This is a genomic window from Bradyrhizobium sp. CCBAU 21365 (assembly GCF_015291305.1).
GTDB classification, from domain to species: domain Bacteria; phylum Pseudomonadota; class Alphaproteobacteria; order Rhizobiales; family Xanthobacteraceae; genus Bradyrhizobium; species Bradyrhizobium elkanii.
The window spans coordinates 2,254,714-2,277,745 of record NZ_CP030036.1 but is presented as its reverse complement, the minus strand read 5'-3'; the positions used below and the strand labels follow the sequence as shown (position 1 = coordinate 2,277,745).

Sequence of the window (23,032 nt, the reverse complement as noted above, 5' to 3'; positions counted from 1 at the left end):
GCGTCGTCGCGGGCAAGCTCAGTAATTGACGACATCACTAGGGTGGGCAACGCGCTCTTTAAGCGCATCGGTCATTGGGAAATTCAGATTGATGTTTTTCGGCGGGATCGCAGCTACGAACCATTTGTCGTAGATTTTGATGAACTCGCCGGAGGCCATGAGTTTGGAGAGAACGTCGTCAACTATCCTTTTGAAGTCGGGATCGTCCTTCGAGAACATCAGACCATAGTAATAAACGGTACCGTAGTTAGCTTTTAGAAAGATGAGGTCAGCTGGTTTCGAATAATCCGCCTTCATGCCGGCCAAGAGAATGTCAGCTTCCACCCACGCCGCCACACGGCCGGTCGTAAGCAGCAGTAATGATTCCGCATGATCTTTGGCTTGCGCGATAGTAAGATTGAGGTCGTCTCCCTGCGAAATGCCTTTGGCAATGCCGAGAGCATCGGAACCCTGAGTTACGACAACGGTCTTTCCCTTCAGGTCTTTCGGTGTCTTGAGCCCGCTTGACGCCTTTGCGAGCCAAGCCGTTTGACTGGCGAAGGTTGCAACGCTGAATGACACCTGTTCCAGACGCTGCTTACTGCTGGCAGTGCCACCGCACTCGATGTCGATCGTGCCATTCTGGATAAGTGGGATCCGGTTTGACGAGTTGACGGGCGTGAGCTTCGTCTGAATGTCCGGAGTGCCAAGATCAACTTTCAGACGGTCGACGACGTGCGCGCAAAGGTCGAGCGAAAAACCAACAGGCTTCTGATCGGCGCCGAGATAGGAAAAAGGTATCGAAGCCTCGCGGTAACCAATGCTGATCACCCTTTTCGATTTGATGTTGTCAAGCGTTGGCCCCGCCTGGGCCGTGGAGATCGCTATTCCGGTGATCACAGTCGCTGAAAGCAGTGCAAACATTTTAGCCATGGAATTCCTCTGATTCATATGAGCCGCGCTTTTGCGTCTTTGGCCTTGGGCAACGCGTGCGTTGCCACGCGACCCACGCGCGATCAGGCCTCGCTAGGATTGCCCCTTCCAACAGCCGGCAGACGCCTAGTGCCCGAACCTGGAAGCAAAACATCCGCTCATTTCCGCACCGCACATAAACCGGGCAGCACTCAGCCGTGGCTAAATGATAGGCCTCACGATCCGTTTGGCACCATATAAATTTCAGTTTGCGAGTTTTTTAATTCCGAAATATGATAATTTAATTACGGGCGACGTCACAAATTCGACAGGTCCGCCCTAACCACCACTCGTGAGATGCTTCCGCCCGTCGGCGATCATGCTCAATCGGGAAACACGAAATCCATGCAATGTGCATTTTCTAAACTTTGGGAATCCGTGCTTTTCATCGTTCACAGTCGGCCCCTTCGCGCGGGCGGCACTCACTTCGAGCGTCTTTCCCGCAGCACAAAGGGTGCACGTTTAGAGCACCGCGGCGCCGACCAAGGCTGGGATGGTCGAGACCGAGCCAAATGGGACGCAAGTCCTGGTCGAACCGGGGGTGAAGCTGGCGATGCCTTCGTTGGTGTCGTCGGCGCTTCGGGACCCGACTGATCACACGACGTCTCACCTCGAGGTGTGCTGGCGATACAGCCGCTTTCGCAAGTCAATTCCTTACGCAAGCTCCAAGTCTACACGGCTCAAGAAAAGAGCGGCCACCGCCGGCGCGGTGGCCAAGTCAGGGAGAAGTGGAAGCTGACACGCTGATCACCGAGCTTGACGGGCAGCCCACGACACGTGTCAGGCGGCAGGCTGTATCGAAAATCCCCTCGTACGTCTCCGAGGTCCTTGAATTGCCCGCCACCAATTTTCATCTTGGCTACGTTTCGGCGGAAAACGCCGCCGGTACGCGCGGCGTTAAGCATTCCTTCCGGCTCCCGATCAGAATGATCTGGCGAGGACATCCGAGTTCGATCGATTCCATGGATCGAACCGACTGCGGCTCGGCTCTTTTGACCGACTTCGGAAGACGACGATCTGCATTCGTTAACTCGTACTTCCTTTTGATCCATGCTCGGGATCTATGATGCCAATCGCGCTCGCGTCGGCCTGGTAAGTCGACGCGGATCGGTCGTTTGGGCAATCAAATCCGGGGAAAGACCCGGCTCCTCGTCAAGTACTTCGCGGATTGTCTTGCCCGAGATCAGCACCTTCTTCGCCAGCTCGGCCGCACGCTCATAACCGATCGCTGGGCTGAGGGCTGTCGCAACCGCAGCGCTGGCCTCGAGGTGTCTAAGACATACTTGCTCGTTTGGCGTGATCCCGGTGACGCACTTCGTGCGTAGCACCTCGATCGCATTGATCAGCAGCTCGAGAGAATGGAGAACATTGTACGCAATCACAGGCTCCATGACGTTCAATTGGAGCTGCCCGGCTTCCGCAGCAAGTGTGATAGTTAGATCGTAGCCGATGATTTGGAATGCGACCTGATTGACGACTTCCGGCACCACCGGATTGACCTTGCCAGGCATGATGGACGAGCCGGGCTGAAGCGGCGGCAGATTAATTTCGTTTAGCCCTCCGCGTGGTCCACTAGAAAGTAGCCTTAGGTCGTTGCAGATCTTCGACAGCTTAGTCGCCGTTCGTTTGAGCATACCGGAAAACAAAACGAAGGCTCCGGTATCCCAACAAGCTTCGATCAGGTTGCCGGCCGCAACGAGCGGGAGACCCGATATCTCGCAAAGTTCCGAAATGGCAAGTGCCTGATAGTCGGGATTGCTATTGATGCCGGTACCGATCGCTGTGCCTCCAAGATTGATCTCCTGGAAGAATGAGGCGATCTCTCCGAGTCGAGAGACATCCTCGCGAAGGGTCGTCGCGAAGGCTTGGAATTCCTGCCCCAAAGTCATTGGGACGGCATCCTGCAATTGCGTTCGGCCGAGCTTTATCACTTCGCTGAAGCAAGTTGCCTTCTCCTCAAAGGCAATCGCGAGGCGCTCAAGTGCAGCCTGGAGCTGCCCGTGGGACAGCAATATCGCAAGCCGGATTGCGGTCGGATAGATGTCATTCGTGGACTGCGACAGGTTGACGTCATTGTTGGGGTGGACGACGTCGTATCGTCCCCGCGGAAGTCCCATGATTTCCAGGGCACGGTTTGCTATCACCTCGTTCATGTTCATGTTGGTCGACGTTCCCGCTCCTCCCTGGAAGACGTCGAGCGGAAATTCTCTCCACAGCACTCCCCGTGCTATTTCGCCGCAAACCTCGCAGATTACATCGGCCTTATTCTGCTCAAGATCTCCGAGGCTCGCATTTGCCCTGGCTGCGGCCATCTTCACGAATGCCAAGGCCTTTAGGAATATGGGAAAGTGGTTGATCGGAATGCCAGAGATCGGGAAATTTTCGATCGCGCGCGCGGTCTGCGGCCCATAGTAAGCTTTGAGGGGGATCGTCACCGGCCCAAGGGAATCGCTTTCAATGCGCTCTGTTGGCGATGCGCCAGTCATATCAAACTCTCATTTCTGTCATGGCTTTTCGGGGAAGACCGTGCGGGCCGCGACCTCAGTGGATGATCTGATTGAGGAAGGCCTTCGCGCGTTCCGTGTTCGGCGCGCGAAAGAAGGTGCTCGGATCGCCCTCTTCCACAATTGAACCGCGATCCATGAAGACCACACGATCCGCAACTTCGCGCGCAAAACCCATTTCGTGCGTGACGCAGACCATTGTCATCCCGTCCTGCGCGAGCTCAACCATGGTTTCGAGCACCTCTTTGACCATTTCCGGATCGAGGGCAGAAGTCGGCTCGTCGAAGAGCATGATCTTGGGCTGCATGCACAAGGCACGGGCTATAGCGACACGTTGCTGCTGGCCGCCCGACAATTGCGCGGGATATTTCTTGGCCTGATCGTGGATCCGGACTTTTCCCAGCAGCATCATCGCCCGGTCATTCGCCTCAGCCTGAGTAAGGCCCCTGACCTTCATCGGAGCGAGCATGCAATTTTCGATCACCGAGAGATGCGGAAACAGGTTGAAGCTCTGAAAGACCATGCCGACTTCACAGCGAACGTTGTTGATATCGCGAATTCGGTCCGTCAGCTCTATCCCATCGACCACTATACGGCCGGCGTCGGGCTTTTCGATATGATTGATGCAACGGATGAGAGTTGACTTCCCCGAACCCGATGGCCCGCAGAGTACGATCTTTTCTCCTTTGGCGACGTTGAGGTTGATGTCGCTCAGGGCATTGAAGCTGCCGAACCGCTTGACGAGGTGCTCGACGACAACCATCGACGCCTGGTCGCCCAGGCTAACTGTGCGCTCTTGTTGCATACTGATCTCCAGGTTGTAGTCCCTAGGAACAACGGGTCATCAGATAATCGATTGACTATCGGTGGGCGCCCGCAATTGCGGAGTTCTTGCGGAGCCAGGCGACAAATTGGGACGCGGCGGAGCTTATGATGAGATAAACAACGGCCACTGCGAGGTACATCTCGACGAGGCGGCCATTGAGCTGTGCCAGCTTCGAAGCCGCACCAAGAAGATCAGTGAGCGATAGTACGTAAACGAGGGACGTATCCTGAAACAGAATAATAGTCTGGCTCAGTATGATCGGGCTGGCGACCCGAAACACCTGCGGAAGGACGACATGACGATACGTATCGAATGTCGACAGGGCGAGAGCCTGGCAAGCCTCGAATTGTCCTTTGTTCACAGCACGCAACCCGACGCGGATGATTTCCGAATAGTAGGCGGCTTCGAACAAGCCAAACGTGATGAACGCCGTATAGGTGGCACCGACTGGAATCGGACGGCCACCGCCTGAGAGGTACCCCAGAACGATGGGTACCAGGAAGAAGAACCAAAACAGGACAAGAATGAGCGGAATCGATCGCATCAGGGCGACATAGCTACGCACGAGCTGGCTCAGAATGCGGAGCTCAAAGTGCTGCACGAGGGCGAAGAGCGTTCCAAGAAACATCCCGACCAGGAAGGCGGCCGCCGTCAAGGAAAGCGAGAACAACAATCCTGACCATAGATAGGGCCACGCCTGCACGACAATCGAAAAATCGAGGCTGTTCATTTCACGACCTCCATATTGCCAGGCAGGGGGCTCTCCAGCTTCATGTCGTCAAAATCTGATCCGACGGCTTCCCTGCCCGGTGCGGTACCGGGAATGCGCACGGCTTTGTCGATGAGCATCATCGTCTGGTAGGCGATCAGAGCCAAAGCAAGATAGATGAGAGTGGCGGCGCCGAATGCCGTGAAGGTTTGGAACGTAGCATCGCTGATTTGGCGCGCCTGAGCGGTCAGCTCCATCAAGCCGATGTTAGAGCAACGGACGTATTTTTGTAGACGCCCATCACCTCACTTGTCAGACTTGGCACAATGAGCCGAAGTGCCTGCGGCAAGATGATATGACGATACATCAGATATCCGCTTAGGCCGAGTGCGGCAGCCGCTTCGTGTTGCCCGTTTGGCAAGGCTTCGATGCCAGCGCGAACCTGTTCTGCGATGCGCGCGGCGGTGTAGAGGCCGAGGCACCACAGGGCCGGAAAGAAAGATCCCCAAGGCGGCGGTATCTGCTTTATCCAGTCTCCCATGGTAGTTGGAAGAAGCTCGGGCAGGACGAAGTACCAGAGAAACATCTGTACGAGAACGGGGATGTTTCGAAAGACCTCCACGTACAATCGTGCTAAAGCCCGGAAGAAGGGGTTATGTACAGTTCGCCCTATGCCGACGGCGATTCCGATTGCGAACGCAATCCACCAGCCGAAGAAGGCAAGCGCCAACGTCCAACCAAGACCGGAAAGAAGCCAGTCGATGTAACGCTGGCCATCCATGGTCCTTTCAAGAAGAACTCCGAACATCGCGAGCCTCACGATTGCAGGTGCGCATAACGACCATGCTCCGCATGGCTGGTCGTCGTGCGCGTTGCGCCGGTGCCAGTCGACCGCGTCACTTGATTACGCGGCCTTCTCCTTCAGCACGCCAGTAAGCGGAAAGGCGTAATACTCACCCTTGGACGGGATAAGACCGCCGTCCGCTTCGCGTGCGTTTTCTCCAACTATGCCAAATCCTAAGCGGCCCTGAATGACTTTTTTAGCTGGCGTCCGCGGATGAGATGCACCAGACGATCCACATCGGCGGCGGTGTTGAACATGCCGAACGATACGCGAATGCCGTCGCGCTCGGGGGAAACACGCACGCCGTTCTCTTCGAAGTAGCTGAGCCATTCTGCCGCGGGAAGACCAACGACGTAGATATGAGGCGAGCGATGTTCCCGCTGACGCGGACCCACGAGACTAACGTCGAGTTCGTCCAGTTGAGCGATGAGATGATCACCCAGATCGAAGCAATGGTTCTGAATGTTCTCAACGCCGATCTGCTCGATCAAGTCAAGCGAAGCCCCGAGCGCGTGAACTGCGGGAAGATTGAAGTTTCCCAGCTCGAAGCGTCGCGCGCTGGGAGATGGCGTCAGGCAGTCGGGACGAGCGATAAGGTCGTGAGGAATCTCCGCCAAACTGGCAGCGGCAAGATAGGCAGGCTCCAGTTCCTTCAACGCCTTATTCCAATAAAGCAACCCGAGACCTTGGGGGACGAGCAATCCCTTGTGACTCCCGGAGCCGACGAAGGTTGCCTGGGTGGCCTTCGCATCGATTGGAACGATTCCGATTGCTTGCATGACGTCGACGACGAAGTAGAGCTTCTTGTCCGCGCAAAGCGCGCCGATGCTCTTGATATCGAAGCGATGCCCGGCGTGGAAGGTGACGTGCGACAGCGAGATCGCACGGGTCTTTTCGTCGATGCGCGGAAGGAACGTGTCGGCGTTTACGACGTCCGTCATCGGAAGGAAGTCGATCTCGACCCCTTTCTTCTTCAAGTTGAGAAAGGCATAGGTGTTGTTTGGATGATCCCCATGGATCATCAAAACGCTATCGCCGGCTCGCAGAGGCAACGCGTTCGCCGCGATGTTCATGCTTTCCGAGGTATTCTTCGTAAAGGCAATTTCGTCGGCCGACACCCCAAGGAAACGGGCTACTTTGGCACGCGTTTGCTCAACCCGATCGAGCCACACACCTTTCGGTCCGGCGGTCTCCAAGCCTTCACGAAGAAAGGTTTCGATGGCGGCCATTACGGGACGCGCGAGCGGCGCCTGAAAACCGGAGTCGAGGTAGACCATCCTTTCGGCTGCAGGAAACTCCTTGCGCACAGCTTCCACGTCGTAATGACGAGACATTCCCAATCTCCCTTTCAAAATAGCCGCCCGCACCGCCGATTCCCGGGCTTGGTCGTCATCCAAACCGGGCTCGTGCAATGCACAAAAACCGATCAACGACCGACAACGCCAACGTTATGAGCAAACCCGCGTAGGGTCCAAGCCGTTTTTTCATATTTCAGTAGCAATAATTCCGAAATCTGATAATTCTCTTAGATGGAGGTCACAATGGCGGAACAGAAAAACACTGCAGGACCCCTCGACCGGGCGCTCGCCATAGTTGGCCATGTCGCTAATCAGACAAAGGCCGTCTCGGTCGCAGAGATCGCGAACGCCCTTTCGTTACCCGTTCCAACCGCGCATCGGCTTGTCGGAAATCTGGAAGAACGCGGCCTCCTTCAGAAAGCGCTTGGATCGAAGCGCTACGTGGTAGGCAATCAGTTGGTTATGCTGTCCGCCAAGGTCATCGGCGCGGCTTTTCGCACGGCGCGGCGGCACGCGGTGCTGCGCGCGGTTGCCGGCGAGATCGGCGAACAGTGCGAGATCGGTGTCGTGCGCGACAATCTCGTCACTTACGTCGACAGCGTACGCGTGTCCCAACCACAGGGGCTTCAATTCAATCCCGGCGAGGCAGCTCCGCTTCACTGCACCTCGACCGGAAAGATCTACATGAGCCGATTACCCGAAAGAGCGCGTGAAAAGCTATGCCGCTCACTCGCTTTGACGCAATACACTGATAAGACCATCGTGGATTGCGAGACCCTCCTGAAGCTTCTCGAGGAGACGCGCCATCGAGGGTGGGCAAAGACCAATGAGGAATACGTGAAGGGCGTCGTCGGCTGTGCGGTTCCTATCGTTTCTCCGGACCGAGAGCTGATCGCCTGTCTCGGCGTGTCCGTGCCCGCGGCCCGAGTCAGCTTTGCAGAGCTTGAGCGCTTCATTCCTCCACTTCAAAGAGCCGCCGAGCTCCTGTCGCAAACCATCCTTCAGACGGATAGCGAGGACGAAACCCTTGAGGATACTTGAGGAGACGGATCCCTCGGCTCCGCTCCTTCTGGCCGGGAGAAAGAGAATGGATTTCTCCTTCGGCAAGTCGTGGCGGCAAGATCTTCGAGCGTCCACAAGCCTGATCCATCGCCGTTACGGACTGTGCCGCAGCGCCATCGTCAACTAGCATGCCTAGTGGTTGATCGAGATGGAGGGCATCTGGCAAGGTAGATGCCAGGCCAGAGCTCAAACGGGATAATAGTTGCAGTGCGCCGACCTTCATGCACGATCACGGCACCACTCCCCCTGAAACGACAGATCCGCTTGGCGCATCTTTGCCAATCCGACTCAGGCCCGATCCTTGGCACGCACCGCTCGCATGTTGCTGCTCGCTATCATGCACAGTCGTGCCGGACGGCACACTTAGCTGATATAATCCAGCATCCGCTTCTCGCGCGGACCGGTTCAAGGCGCGGGCCGCCATTTGACGCATACAAATTGACCATCGGTGACTGCACGAAGTGTCTTCGGACAATCTCGTCCTGCCCCCCTCTCTATGAGCGACCGCGACCTACAGATTCCTGCCTGGGTCAGAGAGCCCTGCCATAAGACCCATCAGGTGTTCACCTTCCAGATCCCTAAGGAGAGCGCGGATGAACCGCGATGCCGAACTAAGCGGCATGGCCCATGTTGCTTTCGCCAGCCTGATCTTCGTTACTATGTCTTCGGCTATCAAGGTTGTAACGCAGACGATTTCCCCCTTGCAGGTGACTGTTCTGCGTAGCGTCCTGTCGATCCCAATCATCTTCCTTATTCTCCCTAAACACGTCCGCTTCGACTCCCGCCTCCTTTTTTCGAAAGAACATTTTTTCAGATCTGTATTTGGCTATACGGGATTTCTGGCATTCGTCGCTTGTGCATCGAAGCTTCCCCTAACGGTAGCTGCCTCAATACTCTACACGTCACCCATCTGGTCCTTGCTCTTGTCGGCGCTGGTACTGAAGGAGCGGCAGAACATCGCGACGGCCTTTGGACTGATTCTCGGGCTCTTCGGCATGCTTGCCATAGTTCAACCGACCATCAGCAGCGCAGACACATGGATTGTCATTGGCTTGATTGGCGCAGCCCTCGACAGTCTCGCTGTCATGATGATACGGCGCATAGCCAGCGTCGATGCTCCCGAACAGATGGCCCTATACTTTATGCTTTGGAGCTCTGTGATCGGCCTGCCTTTTGCAATCCCTGTGTGGGTTTGGCCGGCACCCGCTGATTGGCCGTTACTGTTGCTTATTGCGGGGTTGGCCGCACTGTTACAGATCGCGCTGGGGCGCGGTTATGCTCTCGTCCGCCTCGCGCGCGCCGCTCCACTCGACTTCGTCCGTCTGCCAGCAAGTTTACTGGTCGATCTGGTCTGCTTTGGCATCACTCCAACTCCTATGATGTGGCTTGGTACCGGACTTATCCTGGTCGGGTCTTCGGCCTGTCTGGCAGAAAGAGTGATACGGAAATGACACTGACCTCTGATCAGGTTGAAAGTCGCTGTCGCGGAAGACACCGGCAAGATAGACACTTCAACGTGAATTGAGTCTATCTACGCCAACCACTTCTCATTGAACAAAGGCAGCCCCTTTGTGTTTTCCTTAACGAAAGCGCTCAAGTTAGCAATACCGTTATGCTTATTGGTCGAAGTAATCACATTTCCAATCAACTTCCCGAGCCGAACGAACTGCGCTTCATCAAAGCCTCTCGTCGTGAGAGCGGCGCTACCGATTCTCAGTCCACTTGCTTCTGATGGCGGACGGTTGTCGAAGGGAATCGGATTCCTATTGGCGATGACCTGGGCTGCCGATAACGCCGCTTCAAGTTGACGACCGCTCATATCCCAACTCATCAGACTGAGAAGCAATAAGTGCGACGAAGTACCTCCGGAAACGAGTGTAGCGCCCGTCTCAAGCAAGCCAGCCTCCAACGCCTTGGCGTTTCTCAACACCTTTCCGGCATACCTCTGAAAAGAGGACGTTTGCACCTCAGCTAACAATGCGGCTCTTGCCGCAATCAGGTCCATTTTAGGCGCCCCTTGCAGTCCGGGAAATATGGCACGGTCGATCGCCTTGCCTAAACGCTTTTTGCACAAAATAAGTCCGCCGCCCCGCGGGCCTCGGAGTGTCTTATGTGTCGAAGTTGTTACAATGTCGGCGTGAGGGAAGGGAGACGGAACGGCGCGGCCAGCAACGAGACCCGCGGTATGCGCTAGATCCACCCAAAGAAGCGCGTCAATCTCACGTGCGATCTCATGCATCTTCCCATAATCAAACAAGCGTGGATATGAAGAACCGCCACAGATGATTGCTACGGGTCGATTCTCGAGCGCGATCGAACGCACCGCATCATAGTTCAGTTGCTCGTCGCTCTTTGACACTCCATAGAAGCACCACCGAAAGTTTTGACCGCTCGCATGGAATGAAGCACCGTGACTCAAATGGCCGCCATCTTGAAGCCGCATCGCCATCAGCCTGTCTTGAGGCTGAAAAAGGCCGTTCATTACTGCGAAATTTGCGATGGTAGCGCTCATCGCTTGCACATTCGCGTGTTCGCATGCGAACGCGGATTTTGCTCTCTCGATTGCCAGCCGCTCTAGTTTGTCAGCATACTCGCAGCCTGACACACAACGGCTTCCCGGATACCCCTCCGCATTCTTGTCGGCAAATATGCTGCCTTCGAACTCCCTGACTCTGGGAGAGGAATAGTTTTCAGAAGCGACTAAGCTCAGCTGGCTTAATTGGCGTTGCTCCTCCAAGTACAGCAGCTCTCCCACTTCTTCGTCAAAGCTTTCGCATCGATTATCCATGACCGCCCCTGCCCACAGTGATGCTGCCGTCGTCGTCAGTTTTTCGCATGCGACAGTTGAGCGAGTTCACGCTCGATACCTTGAAGCTCTTCCAGATCTCTTCCGAAAATTACAAAGTCGTAGGGTCCGGCATCTTGATGGCCCTCCACCATCACAATTGCGCCCCGTCTATCGGCAGGCCTATAGTGAAGCTGCTTTCGCCGCAGCAGATCAATGAGGTCGGGAAATCGAAGCGCAATGGAGACGCAATTTCGGGAAAGAGCAACACGCGCTCCATTTTTGATAGCGCATTCCAATCCTAGCGCGCTTGATACGGCCCTGATTGAAGAGAAGCCTCCGTGGCGCCCGTTTACCTCACATGCAAAGAACCCAACCTCTTTGGCTCTAACGATGTCGACACTAAGTGGTCCGAAATACCCGATTTGTTGGGCGTAGTTGCCAAGACTTTTGCACCACGAGAGAACATCGTTGGGCAAATGATCGAGCAGAGCGCTACTCCAATATGCCCCGCCGTATCCTGGATTGAAGAGGATCGAAGCTACACCTACAAGCTCAACCCTGTCTCTCCTGACATCAAAATGGACGCCCATCGAAGACTCATTTTCACTATATACCTCGACAATCACGGGCTCTTTTACTGTCGGAGACAGCCCAAGTTCATGAACGGCCTCGCGCAAGGTAGCCGCATCAATTTTTGGTGTCGCCACGGCCCGCGTCGCGCCTTGCGACGATCCCGCCGCGCTTTTCGAAATGACGATATTGCCGTCACCACCTGCATGACGCGCCATCTTCAGAATGGCACTCTCAGACTCTGACAGGACTGCACATACGGCTTCGACCAATTGTTGCATGCTTGCACAATTGCTGCCATTAGCGATCGGCACGCCAAGATCGGAGGCAAACTGGCGGAATTTCTCCTTGTCGTTAAGAAGTCGCGTTGCGACCGGGCTTGCTCCAACGTTCTCATCTGAAAACCTTACAGGAAGATTCCCCAAAGCTCTCGCGATGGAAATTGATACCTCGTCAGCGATATACGGCTCCAGACATGAAAATTGAGCACCCATAGTCATCAGACGTAGCGATCTAGAAAAGGCGCTACCGGGCGCGATGTCCTGTTCCGAGATCGGCAGGGGACGCTTGGTGGATGTCGATGAGGTCGACAGCAATTTGATGTTACCTCCACCTTTTAGGGAATTGACGTAGTTCAAGAACTCCTTCGTGACCGGAGTTGGGGTAATAAGCATATCGTCGTCCCTAGCAAGCCAGAGCAGCCTCTTGGCCGAGGCTGCATTTGCTCTCAGGAATTCATCTGATAGCGTATGAGCCGAGGGCGTCATTGCAGCGGAGCCAGTGTTCGCGAGTATGACCCGGCTCATCATTCTCCCCCGTCGCGCGCCTGGTTTACGAGCTCGTTTTCCTTTTCCCACCAGGCAATACAGGAGTCAGCAAGAATGCTGATTGGATCAACGATGTCATCGTCGTCTACCAGACCGTCGGAAATGGCCGACAATTCACTGCAACCAAGAATAATTGCGTCAGGCGCGAAGGGTCTGATCTGATCAACAAGCTGCTTCAGCTTTGGTCGTGCTTCCACGGCATTTCCAGACTTGACATCCGCGATGATCTGAACGGCTTCTCGTTGAAACTCTGCACGACAACATGCGAATTTCTCGCCGAAACACTTCTCATTCGTTTGCGGGTATAGAGAGTGCTGCATAGTCGCATTCGTTCCCAGCAGGATCAAACGAAGTTCGCGAGCTGCGGCGTCCCTCCTGCCGCAAATCACCTTGGCTGTGATCTCGGTTACGTCAATCAAAGCCACCGACAGCGCCTGCTTGATCTCACCAACCCAGAAGTGCGCGGTGTTGCAGGGGATGGCTATCGCTCCACATCCCGCTTGCTCTAACCAATGAGCCCGCTCCAATATCTGCTGCAATGGCGCGTCACTCCCCTCTGAGATTGCTTGTGATCGATCAGTGATATCGGGAAGCGATAAAGCAACATACGGAATGTGATCCTGATCTTTCTCCGCTCGGCGTTTTCGCGCGAGAGATTCCAAGAATTTGGCAGTTGCGAAGCTTCCCATTCCGCCCACTACCCCAAGGGGCCTCCGTTGCCCAAGCGGTCCTGCAAACGGCATATCGAGCCTCGATACAAAGTTCATAGTATGACGACCCTGCCTTTCGCGCTTCTTTGACTGCAACAGCACTTCCGTTCCGCAACCACTCATTCAAGAGGACATGCTCGCGTGGTAGCCAAAACAATTCGCGCTCCTCTGTTGTGACAACGTATGGCGCCGGTTGCAACATTAGGTAATGAGCCGTGCGAACAGCAAAGGGTATGCCAACTCGACAGGAAAAGTGGTCTTCAGAGACCTGATGGAGATTGCGATATTTATAGTTGTCGACACATTGCCTGTGTCACGAATGAGACACGCCGGCGGACGTTATGTGTGTGTGCAGAGCGACAAAGGGGATCGGCGCCATTGAGACGAATTCGGACATTGCCCTGACAGCCATAGAAAATGTAAAGATCGTCCACCGAGGAGCTAATAGAGCGCACATTGCTTATTTGCTGGAGAAATTACTGTCGGAGGCGAGCCAGACCATTCAAACAACGGCTTCCGAAGAAAGGACAAAGAGGCATGTCTTCGAAAATATCCTGTGAAGATAGCCATCACATGCCCAAGCAAACCATTGAAAGGGCCCTGCAGCATGCGGACACGAACCTGAATGCTAGCCTTGACCGGCTCTTCCAACTGCTGCGAATTCCGTCCATCTCGTGCGAACCGCATTATGCACGGCAATGCCGCGAGGCCGCTTCCTGGCTCGCCCATGAGCTATCTGACATTGGCTTCGATGCATCCGTCAGAGCTACGATTGGAAACCCTGTAGTGGTCGGACACAGCAAGCAAGCCACCGGTCCACACGTCCTATTCTATGGCCATTACGATGTCCAACCCGTAGAGCCTCTGCAGGAATGGGAGTCTCAACCCTTCGAGCCGACGCTTAGGGTCCAGCCTAACGGGGAGACCCACATTGTTGCCCGAGGCGCATCTGACGACAAAGGCCAGCTCTTGACTTTCATTGAGGCGTGCCGTGCCTGGAACGCGACAACAGGAAGTCTGCCAGTTGGCGTATCTATGTTGTTCGAGGGAGAGGAAGAAAGCGGCAGTCCAAGCATGGAGGCATTCTTGGACGAATTCGAACATGAATTGCTTGCTGATGTCATGTTGCTTTGCGACACCTCATTGTGGAACGACGCGGTACCCGCGATTACCGTTATGTTTCGCGGCCTATTAGAAGAGGAGGTCCGAGTAACGTGCGCCGACCGGGACCTGCATTCGGGTGCTTATGGGAATGCTGCACGCAATCCAATCCAGGTTCTCGCTGAACTCATCGCCAGCCTGAGAGGCAGGAACGGAGAAGTCGCGATTGAGGGCTTCTACGACAACATATCGGAGTTGGACAGCACTGTCAGAGACGAGTTGCTGAAGCTGAATTTCGACACCGAGCAATTCCTTGGAGCTGTTGGCCTCTCTCAGTCGGCTGGGGACGTTTCTTACTCGGTAATGGAGCAACTCTGGACTCGCCCTTCGTGCGAAATCAATGGAATAGCAGGCGGGCATTGCGGAGTTGGCCTGAAAACGATCATTCCGTCCAGTGCCGTCGCCAAGGTCTCTTTCAGGTTGGTAGATGGTCAAGATCCCGAAAGGATACGATCGACGTTTCGCAATCACATTCGCGCTCGAACACCGCGCGACTGCAAAGTGCAGTTTGCCGGGCTCACAGGCCACCCCGCATCTTTTATCCAGCCAAGGAGCCCGTATCTGGACTGCGCGCGCGCCGCTCTGAAACAGGAGTGGGGTTGCGATTCGGTGCTGATAGGAAGCGGAGGGTCGATCCCCATCGTGAACACTGTTAAGCGCCGGCTAGGGCTGCAGTCCCTACCCATCGGTTTCGCGCGAGCTGATAATCGTCACCACAGCCCAAACGAAAAGTACGATCTCTACACTTTTCAAAAGGGAATTCGTTCGTGGATTCGAATCCTTGCGGAGCTTTCACGATGCACAAACGATCGGATCGTGTCCCAACCGGAACAATTAGGCGGCGGACAATATATGAACCGTCAATGAAGCCGCGCCTGCAACAATCCGCTGACGCCTCGACGCCATTTTCGCGCGCTTGCTTTCAATACCATTTCACGCCGCTCAATGTGACACGGGAACGCGCCGACCGCCGGGTACCAATGATCCGGTGCGCACATGGCGCGCATACAGTTGCACCAGATCGAACACACGCCGAGTATGCAGCTTAAACTGCTGGCGGAACGACATTCCGGATCTAAAACGTCAAGCACTGCCGCTGGTTGGCCCGCTTTCTGCATCGTGATACGGCGGACACTAGATGTCCGACGTTAGACATGGAGAAGCTATGCGCATCTGCGGCATCAAATTGAGGCATGATGGAGCGATCGCGCTCATCGAGAACGGAAGACTGGCTTTTTGTGTTGAGCAAGAGAAGCGGGACAACAATCTCCGCTATCAAGCCATCGAAAACCTTGACGATGTCGTCGCCGCCTTGGCCGAGCACGGACTGGATTCGTGCGATGTTGATCAGTTTGTGATCGACGGCGGGGGGGACGGTCAATCCCAAGTGCTCAGTGGTACTGACTCTGTCACTCTCAAATGGGGACCGTACGTAGAGCCCCATGCGGAAGGGCTTCTCACTTCGTACAACGGCTCTGGCTTGATTCTAGAAGGCAGAGCATTTCCCTATAAAAGTTATTCACACGTCTCGGGCCATGTGGCTTCCGCGTACTGCACAAGCCCGTTTGCTCAGTCCGGACAATCGGCTTTCTGTCTTGTGTGGGACGGCTCCATCCTTCCACGTCTCTACCACGTTGAACGTCAGGGCGCCCGATTCGTTGAATGTCTGTTTCCAATTGTTGGTCATGCCTATGCTGTGGCCGGCGATCACTTTGGGCCTTCAAAGATCTGGACCGCAAACCCTGGGATTTAGGTGTCGCTGGCAAGCTAATGGCCTATATCGCGCTGGGTTGTGTCGATGATGCGATCGTGAGTGTCTTTCGGGAGCTCTACGAGGAATGCTTTGCCGGCGACACGCAGCGTGCTCGTGGCTACCGTACGGAGATCGAGAGCGGGGATTGGTTTCCTGCCATGCACGCTTTCTTTGCAGCCAGCGCCTCGCGATTGGATCACAAGCGAGATGAAGATATACTCGCATCATTTCACTCTTTTCTCGAGCATCTCCTGGTTGAGCGATTGGCAGCTGCTGTACAACGTCATTCACGGCTCCCAGGGCGACACAATCTGTGCATAGCGGGCGGCTGTGGTCTTAACATAAAGTGGAATAGCGCAATGCGGTCCGCCGGACTGTTCGATGCTGTTTGGGTGCCCCCCTTTCCGAATGACAGCGGCGCGGCTATAGGTGCGGCTTGTGCCGCATTAGCAGAGCGGAAGGGCTTCGTGCCACTCGAATGGTCGGTCTACGGTGGTCCGCGACTTCTGCGGAACGAGGCGCCACCAGGATGGGAAGCCGCACCGTGCAATATGCGCGAGCTTGCTAAGATCCTTGCGAGTAACAAGCCCGTCGTCTTTCTCGCCGGCAGCGCTGAGCTCGGACCGCGAGCATTAGGCGGACGAAGCATCCTAGCGGCTGCCACATCAGCGGGGATGAAGGATCATCTCAATCAGATCAAACGTCGTGAATGCTTTCGGCCAGTGGCGCCCATATGCATTGAAGATCGTGCGCCAGAAATCTTCTTCCCCGGAACCCCGGATCCTTACATGCTGTTCGATCATCAGACGCGAGCGGAATGGCTCGATAGAGTACCAGCTGTTGTACATCTTGATGGATCTGCGCGATTGCAGACTGTTTCTAGAACCTCTGAACACAAGATCGCCGAACTCCTCGTGGTCTACGAAGAACTTACCGGCATCCCGCTGCTTTGCAATACGAGTGCCAATCTCAATGGACGTGGGTTCTTTCCGGATGCTGCGGGAGCTTGTGAATGGGGACGAGTTGACCACGTATGGTGCGATGGCATGTTGTGGACAAAAGCCGCATAGGCATGGTTGTGATGATGAGCAACGTGATCTTTGCAACGGGGCCTTGCTCCCTCGCGTCTTGCAGCATGCGATCTTAGAATCTTGGGTAGCAGGAGTGCCTACGATGAGGGCTACCGATCTCGCGAAGCTGCGGCAAGCTTCGCACGGTAGTCGAAAGGTAGGCGTCGAAGCGTTCCGGCAACGGATTTTGAAATTTGAGAAGATCTGCCATTCCGCTCATGGCGATGTCGGGCGCCTTGCTGCTCTTCCAGGGTTGTCGCCAGATCCGAAAGCTTTTGCCGCCGCTCGAACTGCAGCTCCTTCACGTGCAAGTCGGCCTTTCTCTGTATCATGGTCGCTTGCCTACGGATCATATCGGGCAGGCCGGCGCCTTCGGTCGCTCAGCGGCGCCGATATCGCCGTGATCGTCTCGCAGGCGCGCCCGCGAAACGTCGAGCATTTCGACATGGTCGACGGGATCTGGGTCACCCACCCGCGGTGCGCCATCCCTTCGTCCGAAGCCCGCCTGGTCGGACATGATCAGCGATGAAGTGCTGAGAAACGTTATGGATGAACTCTATCTGCCGCTGAATGCCGGGATGAGGTCTTAGCGTCCGTCGGCGCACGTACGCTATTGGACAGGGCCGGCCATCTGCTGCTGGAGCAGGATCCTAAAGGCGGCTTCGAGGGCAAGCTATCCGGCTTGGTCGATCGCGGATTCATCAGCCCTCGCGAAAAGACAACTCTCGAGGCCGTTGCAGACGCAGGCAACGCGTCTGCTCACCGAGGATACACACCCACTGCCGAGCGACTCGGACACATCGTCGACATCATAGAAAACTTTCTGCAGCGTGCGTTTGTCCTTTCTCGCGCGGCCGATGAAGTCCGGAATTCGACACCGCGGCGCCCCAAGGCAAAATAGTCGGGAAGGCATCCGTGACAAAGCTCCCGCCACATTGAAATCGCTCGACGAGTGAGCATATGGGGAACAACCTTTAGTGCTGCCGCCGGGCGCAATTGCACGGAGCGGCAAACCCTCATTGCATAAACGTCCAGGAGACGACTTGAGCGACGAGAGCCCTACGATCGACGATAGCCCCGAGAACACCGCGCCACCGCCCCCTCCGTGGGCCAGGGCGACCTTGAATGACGTCACGCAGGTCGACTTCGAAGAGCTGGTTCGGTCATTGGACAGCGCCGATGCGGCCGAGCTGGGAGACCTATACCGACGCGCTCTCCCCGACACGCAGCCCGAACCCGAGACCCCAACGTTCCGTGTTTACTCCATGCTCGCTGGGGCCATGGGAATGCATTTCAAGGCCAACGAGCCAAACGACCCTTTCGCTGCAATGATCGTCTGGGCAGACGGTCGGCGCTCGGCGACACCGGCCGATTTTCGTGGCGCGATTGATTCCCTGGCCGCGATGGCCGAGCGGGCACAGCACCCTGTGTTGCGAGCCCGGCTCGCGGACCTGTGCTGGCTGCTCGATCTTAAACGACGACGGATCGGAGTATGTGCCGCGACCGCCTACGTCGAAGTTGTCTCCAAGGTCGATGCCGGCATCCTCAAATTGCGTTTCGACGAGAACGAGACCGGCGCCCTACGGCACGAGGCGCGCGATCTGCTCAAGCGGGCCCTTTTCATCGGTCGCGCCACCAAAATGGACAAGAATGGCCCTTCGGACGCGCAGAAGCTCGTCGTGGCGTTGCGGAAGCGAGCGATCGCGAAGCGACTGACTAGTCCCACCCTGATGTTCGGGCGTCTCGACCTTCACTTCGGGATCTCGGATGCAGCCGAAGTCGGCAAGGAGGTCGAAAACTTGATCGCCGGCCTCCCCGCCGGCGCTGACGACCACACCTTAGTGGAGCTTTGGCGCCTTTCCGCCCGAGCTTACCATAAGGCCAAACACGACGACGACGCGAACCGTTGCCGGTCAACGGCAGGCGAGCTGCTGGTCGCGATGGCCAAGCGCCAGCCTTCGGCCATGTTGGCTGCTCATACGCTTACGGAAGCCATCCAAGAGCTGCACGGCTTGCCAGGCAGCAAGGATCGCCGGAAGGAGTTGCGGCATCTCCTGGTGGATATTCAGGCGGGCATCGCCGACGAAATGTCGCCTTTTGCAATTCCGATGGACCTCGAAGATATCGCCAAAGAGGTCGAGAAGAGGATGCAAAAACCTACTTTGCTCGACAAACTCTTCACGTTCGCGGGCCTCAGTCATTCTCCGGATCCGGATCAACTTATAGCCGAGGCGGAGAAGGCCATCCGAGAGCATCCGTTCTCGTCCCTATTTGGCGGCAGTCACCACGACCGCGATGGCAAGGTCATCTATCGCAGCGAAGGGGGCAACTTTGGCGAAACGCAGGATGACTCGACGCTGCGTCAACAAATCGCGCGCGATGAGGGGCTACGCCGCCATATTACGGCTTCTGCCGAGATCGAAGTAGCTAGGCAATCCATCGTTTCGAACCACTACTTGTCCGAGGAGATCTTCGCAGCGCTATTGGAATTCAGCCCCTTCGTACCGCGGGGGCTCGTCATGACCTACAGCCACGGTTTTACATGCTTCTTCCGCGGCGACTTCATTAGCGCTCTCTACATCCTGACGCCTTTGCTGGAAGCTTCGCTTCGGCACGTACTCAGAGCGCACAGCCACGACGTCACAAAATTGGACGATGCCACGAAGATTCAGGAGGACCGAACGATATCCGCACTGTTCGAGCAGATGCGACCGGAGCTGGATTCGATCTTCGGCAGCCCCATCACGACCGACATCGAGAACGTCTTCCTCAAGAAGCCGGGGCCCTATATCCGTCACTCGATAGCCCATGGACTGCTACACGACGGAGAGCCATACTCGGACGACTCGCTGTATGCGTGCTGGCTGATCTTCCAACTTTGTATGATCCCGCTGTACGAACATCGGCGACACATCCGCTTGCCATTCGACAGCCCTTCCGAAGCGATTGATGAGAAGGGATAGTGCCGTGGCGCGAAGGCTCCCGGCAACTAGGACCCGCTTTGCCCGAACGTGAAGATCGGATCGGGAATGTCTCCGCCAAAGAGCTTGGATTGCCGCTCGGACTGCCACTTCTTGATGCGTGAATTGACGCTATCATCGATGGTGGTCATGAAGCGCGCGAAGACTTCACCCGGCGATCCGCACTCCGCGTGCCACAAATCGAAGCGACCGTCGACGATCTTCGCGAATAGGACGGCGCAGCTCCAGAATTCCTCAGGGCTCGTGGCAGACTTCATCATCCCGTACCAATGCCGTGCCCATGCGTTCCTATGATAGGCATAAGTTGCCGCCCCGTAGGCTTGCCCGACAAATCCTTCGCAAGCCTCGAACCGCTGCAGCGTACGGGTGGCATGTTCATTCAGGTCTGAAAATCCACAGACAAGAAGAGCCCGCGCCGTCTTTGCCGGCTCCTGGATCGCCAACCTTTCGTCGACGTATTGCTGAATGAACGCTTGCGCTCCGGCCTCATGCGCGGCGAGAACCTCCGAAGCTATCAAGGAGTCGTTCGCGGCCGCGTCGAGTCGGGCGAAGCACAATTTACGCACCTCCGTGATCGAAGCACGGGACCAGGCCGCAACGGCCTCCGCGGGAATGCTCGATACGCCGATGACACGGTTTACGAAAGGTCGAAGCGAGGCCGTTCGAGCGAACAGCTCTGCAGCACCCGCGGGATCGCTTGGCGCGATTGCCCTCGCGAGCCCCGTTGCGAATGCATGCATGGCGCGGAACACTCCCTCGCCGGCGACCAGCAACGCTTGCTTCCAACTCTCCGCGAGAGAAGGCATCCGGGCTACAATCGCATCGAATCCTCCCCAGGAGAAATCGTCCAGGATGATCCGGGCGTCGGCGAGAGTAACGTGATCGACGAAGCGGTCGAAGGCCTTCCAAGAGCGCTTCTGCCGTTGCTGAAACGCGTCATCATCTTCTCCCAGTCTCTCGAATGCCTGCTGCATGTCGCGGGCCGGCTGATCCACCAAGGACAGAAGCGGCGGCTCCTGCCCCTCGATCGCGGTGACTGGCTGCTGCACCAGGGGAAATTCAGGGATGTCGTTCACACCGATCGCACGGTGGAATGCGACATCGACCCTATCGGCGACCGATTTGGCGCCCTCATCGCTCAACTGCGCCGCGAAGCCATAGAAGTTCGGCCCCATGCGACCAACGGCCTCGGCGGCGCCGATCAAGCCCAACTCGGCGGCTACCAGCAGGCACCGCGAGCCATACCAGATCTCACGATGGCCGTTCTTCGCGTCGCAATTCGCGGCGTCCCAGCCCGTCGCCAGAAACTGCTTCAACAGAACTGGGTCTCGAGACCGCGCGGCGAGCGCCAATGCTCTCATTCTCATTCCACCATCGGGGGACGAGAGCAAGGGAATGAGTCGGGATTTCGCCGCATTCGACAGGGAGCTTTTGCTGAACTGAGCGAAGTTTACGACCATCGCCAATCTGTTGTTGTCGCGGGATGTGAGTGCGCGATCCAGAGCAGCGTCAATCTCCGTCTCGCTGGCGGGTGACGTAGCCTCCAGCAGATCTAGCAATGCCTCGTTGCCTCCTCCGGCCTCCAGCGCCCGGAGCTGCTCATCGCCGCTCCGGTGCGGAAAGGCTGCGCGAAGGGCATACTGCTGCACGAGCCATTCGTCTCGAACCCCGCCCTTGTCCGTCAAGAATTCGGACGCCGGCGGCGAAGAGCCGATCGAAACCAGTCGGGTTACGATTTCCGGCTCCAGGATCGCACTGTCCTTCAATAGCGCCATCATGGCCTGCCTCAACGACAGCACGTTCGCCCGATCGAGCGCCTGCCGGGCGAACTTATGGCGAAGTTCGACGGCCGTGGCTGGCTCGAAGCGGGCAAGAGCGGGCATGGACCTGGTGACCTGGTGATCCTGAGGGGTCATGCCAAGGCCTGTGCTCAGCTCCGCAACGTTGGCGTTCCTGCTGGCCGTAACGATTGCACCGATATTCTCCGGCGCTTGTGTTGCGGTCGGATCGCAAGGATCGACCGCACTGTAGAGCGGGTCATTCAAGGAAAAGCGCGGTCGGTCGGGGGTGATAGTCCCGAAAATGGCATGCGCTTGCGCCGCATCGTCCGGATCTCCGGTCGCACTCAACATGGTGGCCGCCGCGCGCTTGCCCGTATTCGACGCCTCCGTCGCCAGAAACGGCTCGCAAGCGGTTCGGACGGCATCCCGCATCGGCAACCAATCAACGGCATTGAAACGCATGAGATGTCGGAAATGCTTATCCGGTCGGTCGAAGTCCGGATTCAAGGCGCTGGCGACGGCCCATCCCATAAGCGCGGGGATGGCGGGCGCTAGTGGCTTTCCCGCCATGAGCTCGAGGGCATACGAATGGAGCTGCGGCAGACCTTTTCGGGAGTCTTCCTTCAGTTGCTTGCCGATAAATTCGCGTTCAGCCTCCGACAAGGCCGAGCGGCGAGTCTCGAGCTCCTGCTTCAGCCGTTCCGATTCCGCGGCGTCCTTTGCCGGATCGCCACTCGAATGACGGAACGTGCCTACCTCGGGCGCTAGAGAATGGCGGGCTAGCCACTCCAGCGCCTGGCGGGCTATCTCCGCGGCATGCTTTGGATCTGCCGATGCCGAAAGCAGCGCTACTATGAGCCATCTGGAGTTTGGCAGCATAACCAGAGAAAACGCGGCGTCGTGCGTCGCCCTCAAGAATGGCTCTGGAGATCGCTTCGCCATCGCCTCGAACGCCGGATAAAGATCATCGGATACATTCTGCAAGCCGACGAAATATTTTGCCAACGCCGCCTGCACCTCGATGGGGCAACCTTCCTGAAGAAAGGAAATCTGCAACGCTGCGAAGACCACATCGGAGGTCTCCGAAAGGGCACTGATGGGCTCCATCACCTCGGCTAGTTTGGCCTCGGGGTCTCGATTGGCCCGCAGCTCCTTGCGAAGAACGCTCGTCAAAGCCAGGCCGAGCGCCAAGGGAAG

At 56.5% G+C, this 23,032-nt stretch carries 15 protein-coding genes and 2 pseudogenes; 7 read left to right on the top strand and 10 right to left on the bottom strand.

Annotation, left to right across the window (positions count from 1 at the left end; translation table 11 throughout):
* Positions 1 to 18: 18 nt before the first annotated feature.
* The 6 genes and pseudogenes from XI02_RS10675 to XI02_RS10650 form a co-directional block, all read right to left on the bottom strand.
* The gene (locus XI02_RS10675) at positions 19 to 912 is read right to left on the bottom strand and encodes an amino acid ABC transporter substrate-binding protein (RefSeq protein ID WP_028343737.1); all 894 of its coding nucleotides are present in this window, start codon (positions 910 to 912) and stop codon (positions 19 to 21) included.
* A 1,100-nt stretch (positions 913 to 2,012) separates the two neighbouring features.
* Positions 2,013 to 3,437: an aspartate ammonia-lyase gene (locus tag XI02_RS10670; RefSeq protein ID WP_129964845.1), complete on the bottom strand. Its 1,425-nt coding sequence runs from the start codon at positions 3,435 to 3,437 to the stop codon at positions 2,013 to 2,015.
* Positions 3,438 to 3,492: 55 nt separating this feature from the next.
* The gene (locus XI02_RS10665) at positions 3,493 to 4,260 is read right to left on the bottom strand and encodes an amino acid ABC transporter ATP-binding protein (protein ID WP_018269989.1); all 768 of its coding nucleotides are present in this window, start codon (positions 4,258 to 4,260) and stop codon (positions 3,493 to 3,495) included.
* A gap of 55 nt (positions 4,261 to 4,315) precedes the next feature.
* Positions 4,316 to 5,011: an amino acid ABC transporter permease gene (locus XI02_RS10660; protein ID WP_018269988.1), complete on the bottom strand. Its 696-nt coding sequence runs from the start codon at positions 5,009 to 5,011 to the stop codon at positions 4,316 to 4,318.
* Positions 5,008 to 5,798, bottom strand: a pseudogene (locus XI02_RS10655) (amino acid ABC transporter permease). The gene XI02_RS10660 and the pseudogene XI02_RS10655 overlap by 4 nt, the downstream one beginning before the upstream one ends.
* Positions 5,799 to 6,007: 209 nt before the next feature.
* A complete protein-coding gene (locus XI02_RS10650; protein WP_080583579.1) occupies positions 6,008 to 7,168 on the bottom strand; it encodes an aminotransferase class V-fold PLP-dependent enzyme in 1,161 nt (386 codons plus the stop codon).
* Between the two features lie 207 nt (positions 7,169 to 7,375).
* Between XI02_RS10650 and XI02_RS10645 the strand changes: the two genes are divergently transcribed.
* Both XI02_RS10645 and XI02_RS10640 read left to right on the top strand, forming a co-directional pair.
* Positions 7,376 to 8,173 (top strand): IclR family transcriptional regulator, encoded by a 798-nt coding sequence (locus tag XI02_RS10645; RefSeq protein ID WP_026192335.1) that lies wholly within the window; start codon positions 7,376 to 7,378, stop codon positions 8,171 to 8,173.
* A 614-nt stretch (positions 8,174 to 8,787) separates the two neighbouring features.
* Positions 8,788 to 9,645 (top strand): DMT family transporter, encoded by an 858-nt coding sequence (locus XI02_RS10640; protein ID WP_018269984.1) that lies wholly within the window; start codon positions 8,788 to 8,790, stop codon positions 9,643 to 9,645.
* Between the two features lie 80 nt (positions 9,646 to 9,725).
* Here XI02_RS10640 and glyA read toward each other — a convergent pair whose 3' ends face one another.
* The 3 genes from glyA to XI02_RS10625 form a co-directional block, all read right to left on the bottom strand.
* Positions 9,726 to 10,982 (bottom strand): serine hydroxymethyltransferase, encoded by a 1,257-nt coding sequence (gene glyA, locus XI02_RS10635; RefSeq protein ID WP_018269983.1) that lies wholly within the window; start codon positions 10,980 to 10,982, stop codon positions 9,726 to 9,728.
* Between the two features lie 35 nt (positions 10,983 to 11,017).
* Positions 11,018 to 12,226, bottom strand: a complete 1,209-nt coding sequence (locus tag XI02_RS10630; RefSeq protein ID WP_233475735.1) for a peptide ligase PGM1-related protein — start codon at positions 12,224 to 12,226, stop codon at positions 11,018 to 11,020.
* 131 nt (positions 12,227 to 12,357) lie between these two features.
* Positions 12,358 to 13,185 (bottom strand): aspartate/glutamate racemase family protein, encoded by an 828-nt coding sequence (locus XI02_RS10625; RefSeq protein ID WP_157183416.1) that lies wholly within the window; start codon positions 13,183 to 13,185, stop codon positions 12,358 to 12,360.
* 477 nt (positions 13,186 to 13,662) lie between these two features.
* Between XI02_RS10625 and XI02_RS10620 the strand changes: the two genes are divergently transcribed.
* From XI02_RS10620 to XI02_RS10600, 5 genes and pseudogenes are all read left to right on the top strand, one after another.
* Complete coding sequence (locus XI02_RS10620) at positions 13,663 to 15,117, top strand: M20/M25/M40 family metallo-hydrolase (protein WP_168858480.1); 1,455 nt, start codon at positions 13,663 to 13,665, stop codon at positions 15,115 to 15,117.
* A 298-nt stretch (positions 15,118 to 15,415) separates the two neighbouring features.
* Positions 15,416 to 17,073 (top strand): annotated as a pseudogene (gene nodU / locus XI02_RS45970) (nodulation protein NodU).
* Between the two features lie 103 nt (positions 17,074 to 17,176).
* The gene (locus tag XI02_RS44840; RefSeq protein WP_197971330.1) at positions 17,177 to 17,602 is read left to right on the top strand and encodes a DUF2130 domain-containing protein; all 426 of its coding nucleotides are present in this window, start codon (positions 17,177 to 17,179) and stop codon (positions 17,600 to 17,602) included.
* Between the two features lie 84 nt (positions 17,603 to 17,686).
* Positions 17,687 to 17,974, top strand: coding sequence for a DUF4145 domain-containing protein (locus tag XI02_RS46290; protein WP_080586241.1), 288 nt, complete (start codon positions 17,687 to 17,689; stop codon positions 17,972 to 17,974).
* Positions 17,975 to 18,338: 364 nt separating this feature from the next.
* Positions 18,339 to 20,036, top strand: coding sequence for a hypothetical protein (locus XI02_RS10600; RefSeq protein ID WP_050999494.1), 1,698 nt, complete (start codon positions 18,339 to 18,341; stop codon positions 20,034 to 20,036).
* Between the two features lie 26 nt (positions 20,037 to 20,062).
* On the opposite strand, the gene XI02_RS10595 is transcribed toward XI02_RS10600, so the two are convergent.
* On the bottom strand, positions 20,063 to 23,026 hold the full coding sequence (locus XI02_RS10595; protein ID WP_129964842.1) for a hypothetical protein: 2,964 nt from the start codon (positions 23,024 to 23,026) through the stop codon (positions 20,063 to 20,065).
* Between the last annotated feature and the right edge of the window lie 6 nt (positions 23,027 to 23,032).

Excerpts from the sequence above, each read along its gene's own strand:
- XI02_RS10675 (WP_028343737.1), bottom strand. The coding sequence starts at position 912 with ATGGCTAAAATGTTTGCACTGCTTTCAGCGACTGTGATCACCGGAATA.
- XI02_RS10670 (WP_129964845.1), bottom strand. The coding sequence starts at position 3,437 with ATGACTGGCGCATCGCCAACAGAGCGCATTGAAAGCGATTCCCTTGGG.
- XI02_RS10665 (WP_018269989.1), bottom strand. The coding sequence starts at position 4,260 with ATGCAACAAGAGCGCACAGTTAGCCTGGGCGACCAGGCGTCGATGGTT.
- XI02_RS10660 (WP_018269988.1), bottom strand. The coding sequence starts at position 5,011 with ATGAACAGCCTCGATTTTTCGATTGTCGTGCAGGCGTGGCCCTATCTA.
- XI02_RS10650 (WP_080583579.1), bottom strand. The coding sequence starts at position 7,168 with ATGTCTCGTCATTACGACGTGGAAGCTGTGCGCAAGGAGTTTCCTGCA.
- XI02_RS10645 (WP_026192335.1), top strand. The coding sequence starts at position 7,376 with ATGGCGGAACAGAAAAACACTGCAGGACCCCTCGACCGGGCGCTCGCC.
- XI02_RS10640 (WP_018269984.1), top strand. The coding sequence starts at position 8,788 with ATGAACCGCGATGCCGAACTAAGCGGCATGGCCCATGTTGCTTTCGCC.
- glyA (WP_018269983.1), bottom strand. The coding sequence starts at position 10,982 with ATGGATAATCGATGCGAAAGCTTTGACGAAGAAGTGGGAGAGCTGCTG.
- XI02_RS10630 (WP_233475735.1), bottom strand. The coding sequence starts at position 12,226 with ATGCTTATTACCCCAACTCCGGTCACGAAGGAGTTCTTGAACTACGTC.
- XI02_RS10620 (WP_168858480.1), top strand. The coding sequence starts at position 13,663 with ATGCCCAAGCAAACCATTGAAAGGGCCCTGCAGCATGCGGACACGAAC.
- XI02_RS44840 (WP_197971330.1), top strand. The coding sequence starts at position 17,177 with ATGAGGGCTACCGATCTCGCGAAGCTGCGGCAAGCTTCGCACGGTAGT.
- XI02_RS10600 (WP_050999494.1), top strand. The coding sequence starts at position 18,339 with ATGCTCGCTGGGGCCATGGGAATGCATTTCAAGGCCAACGAGCCAAAC.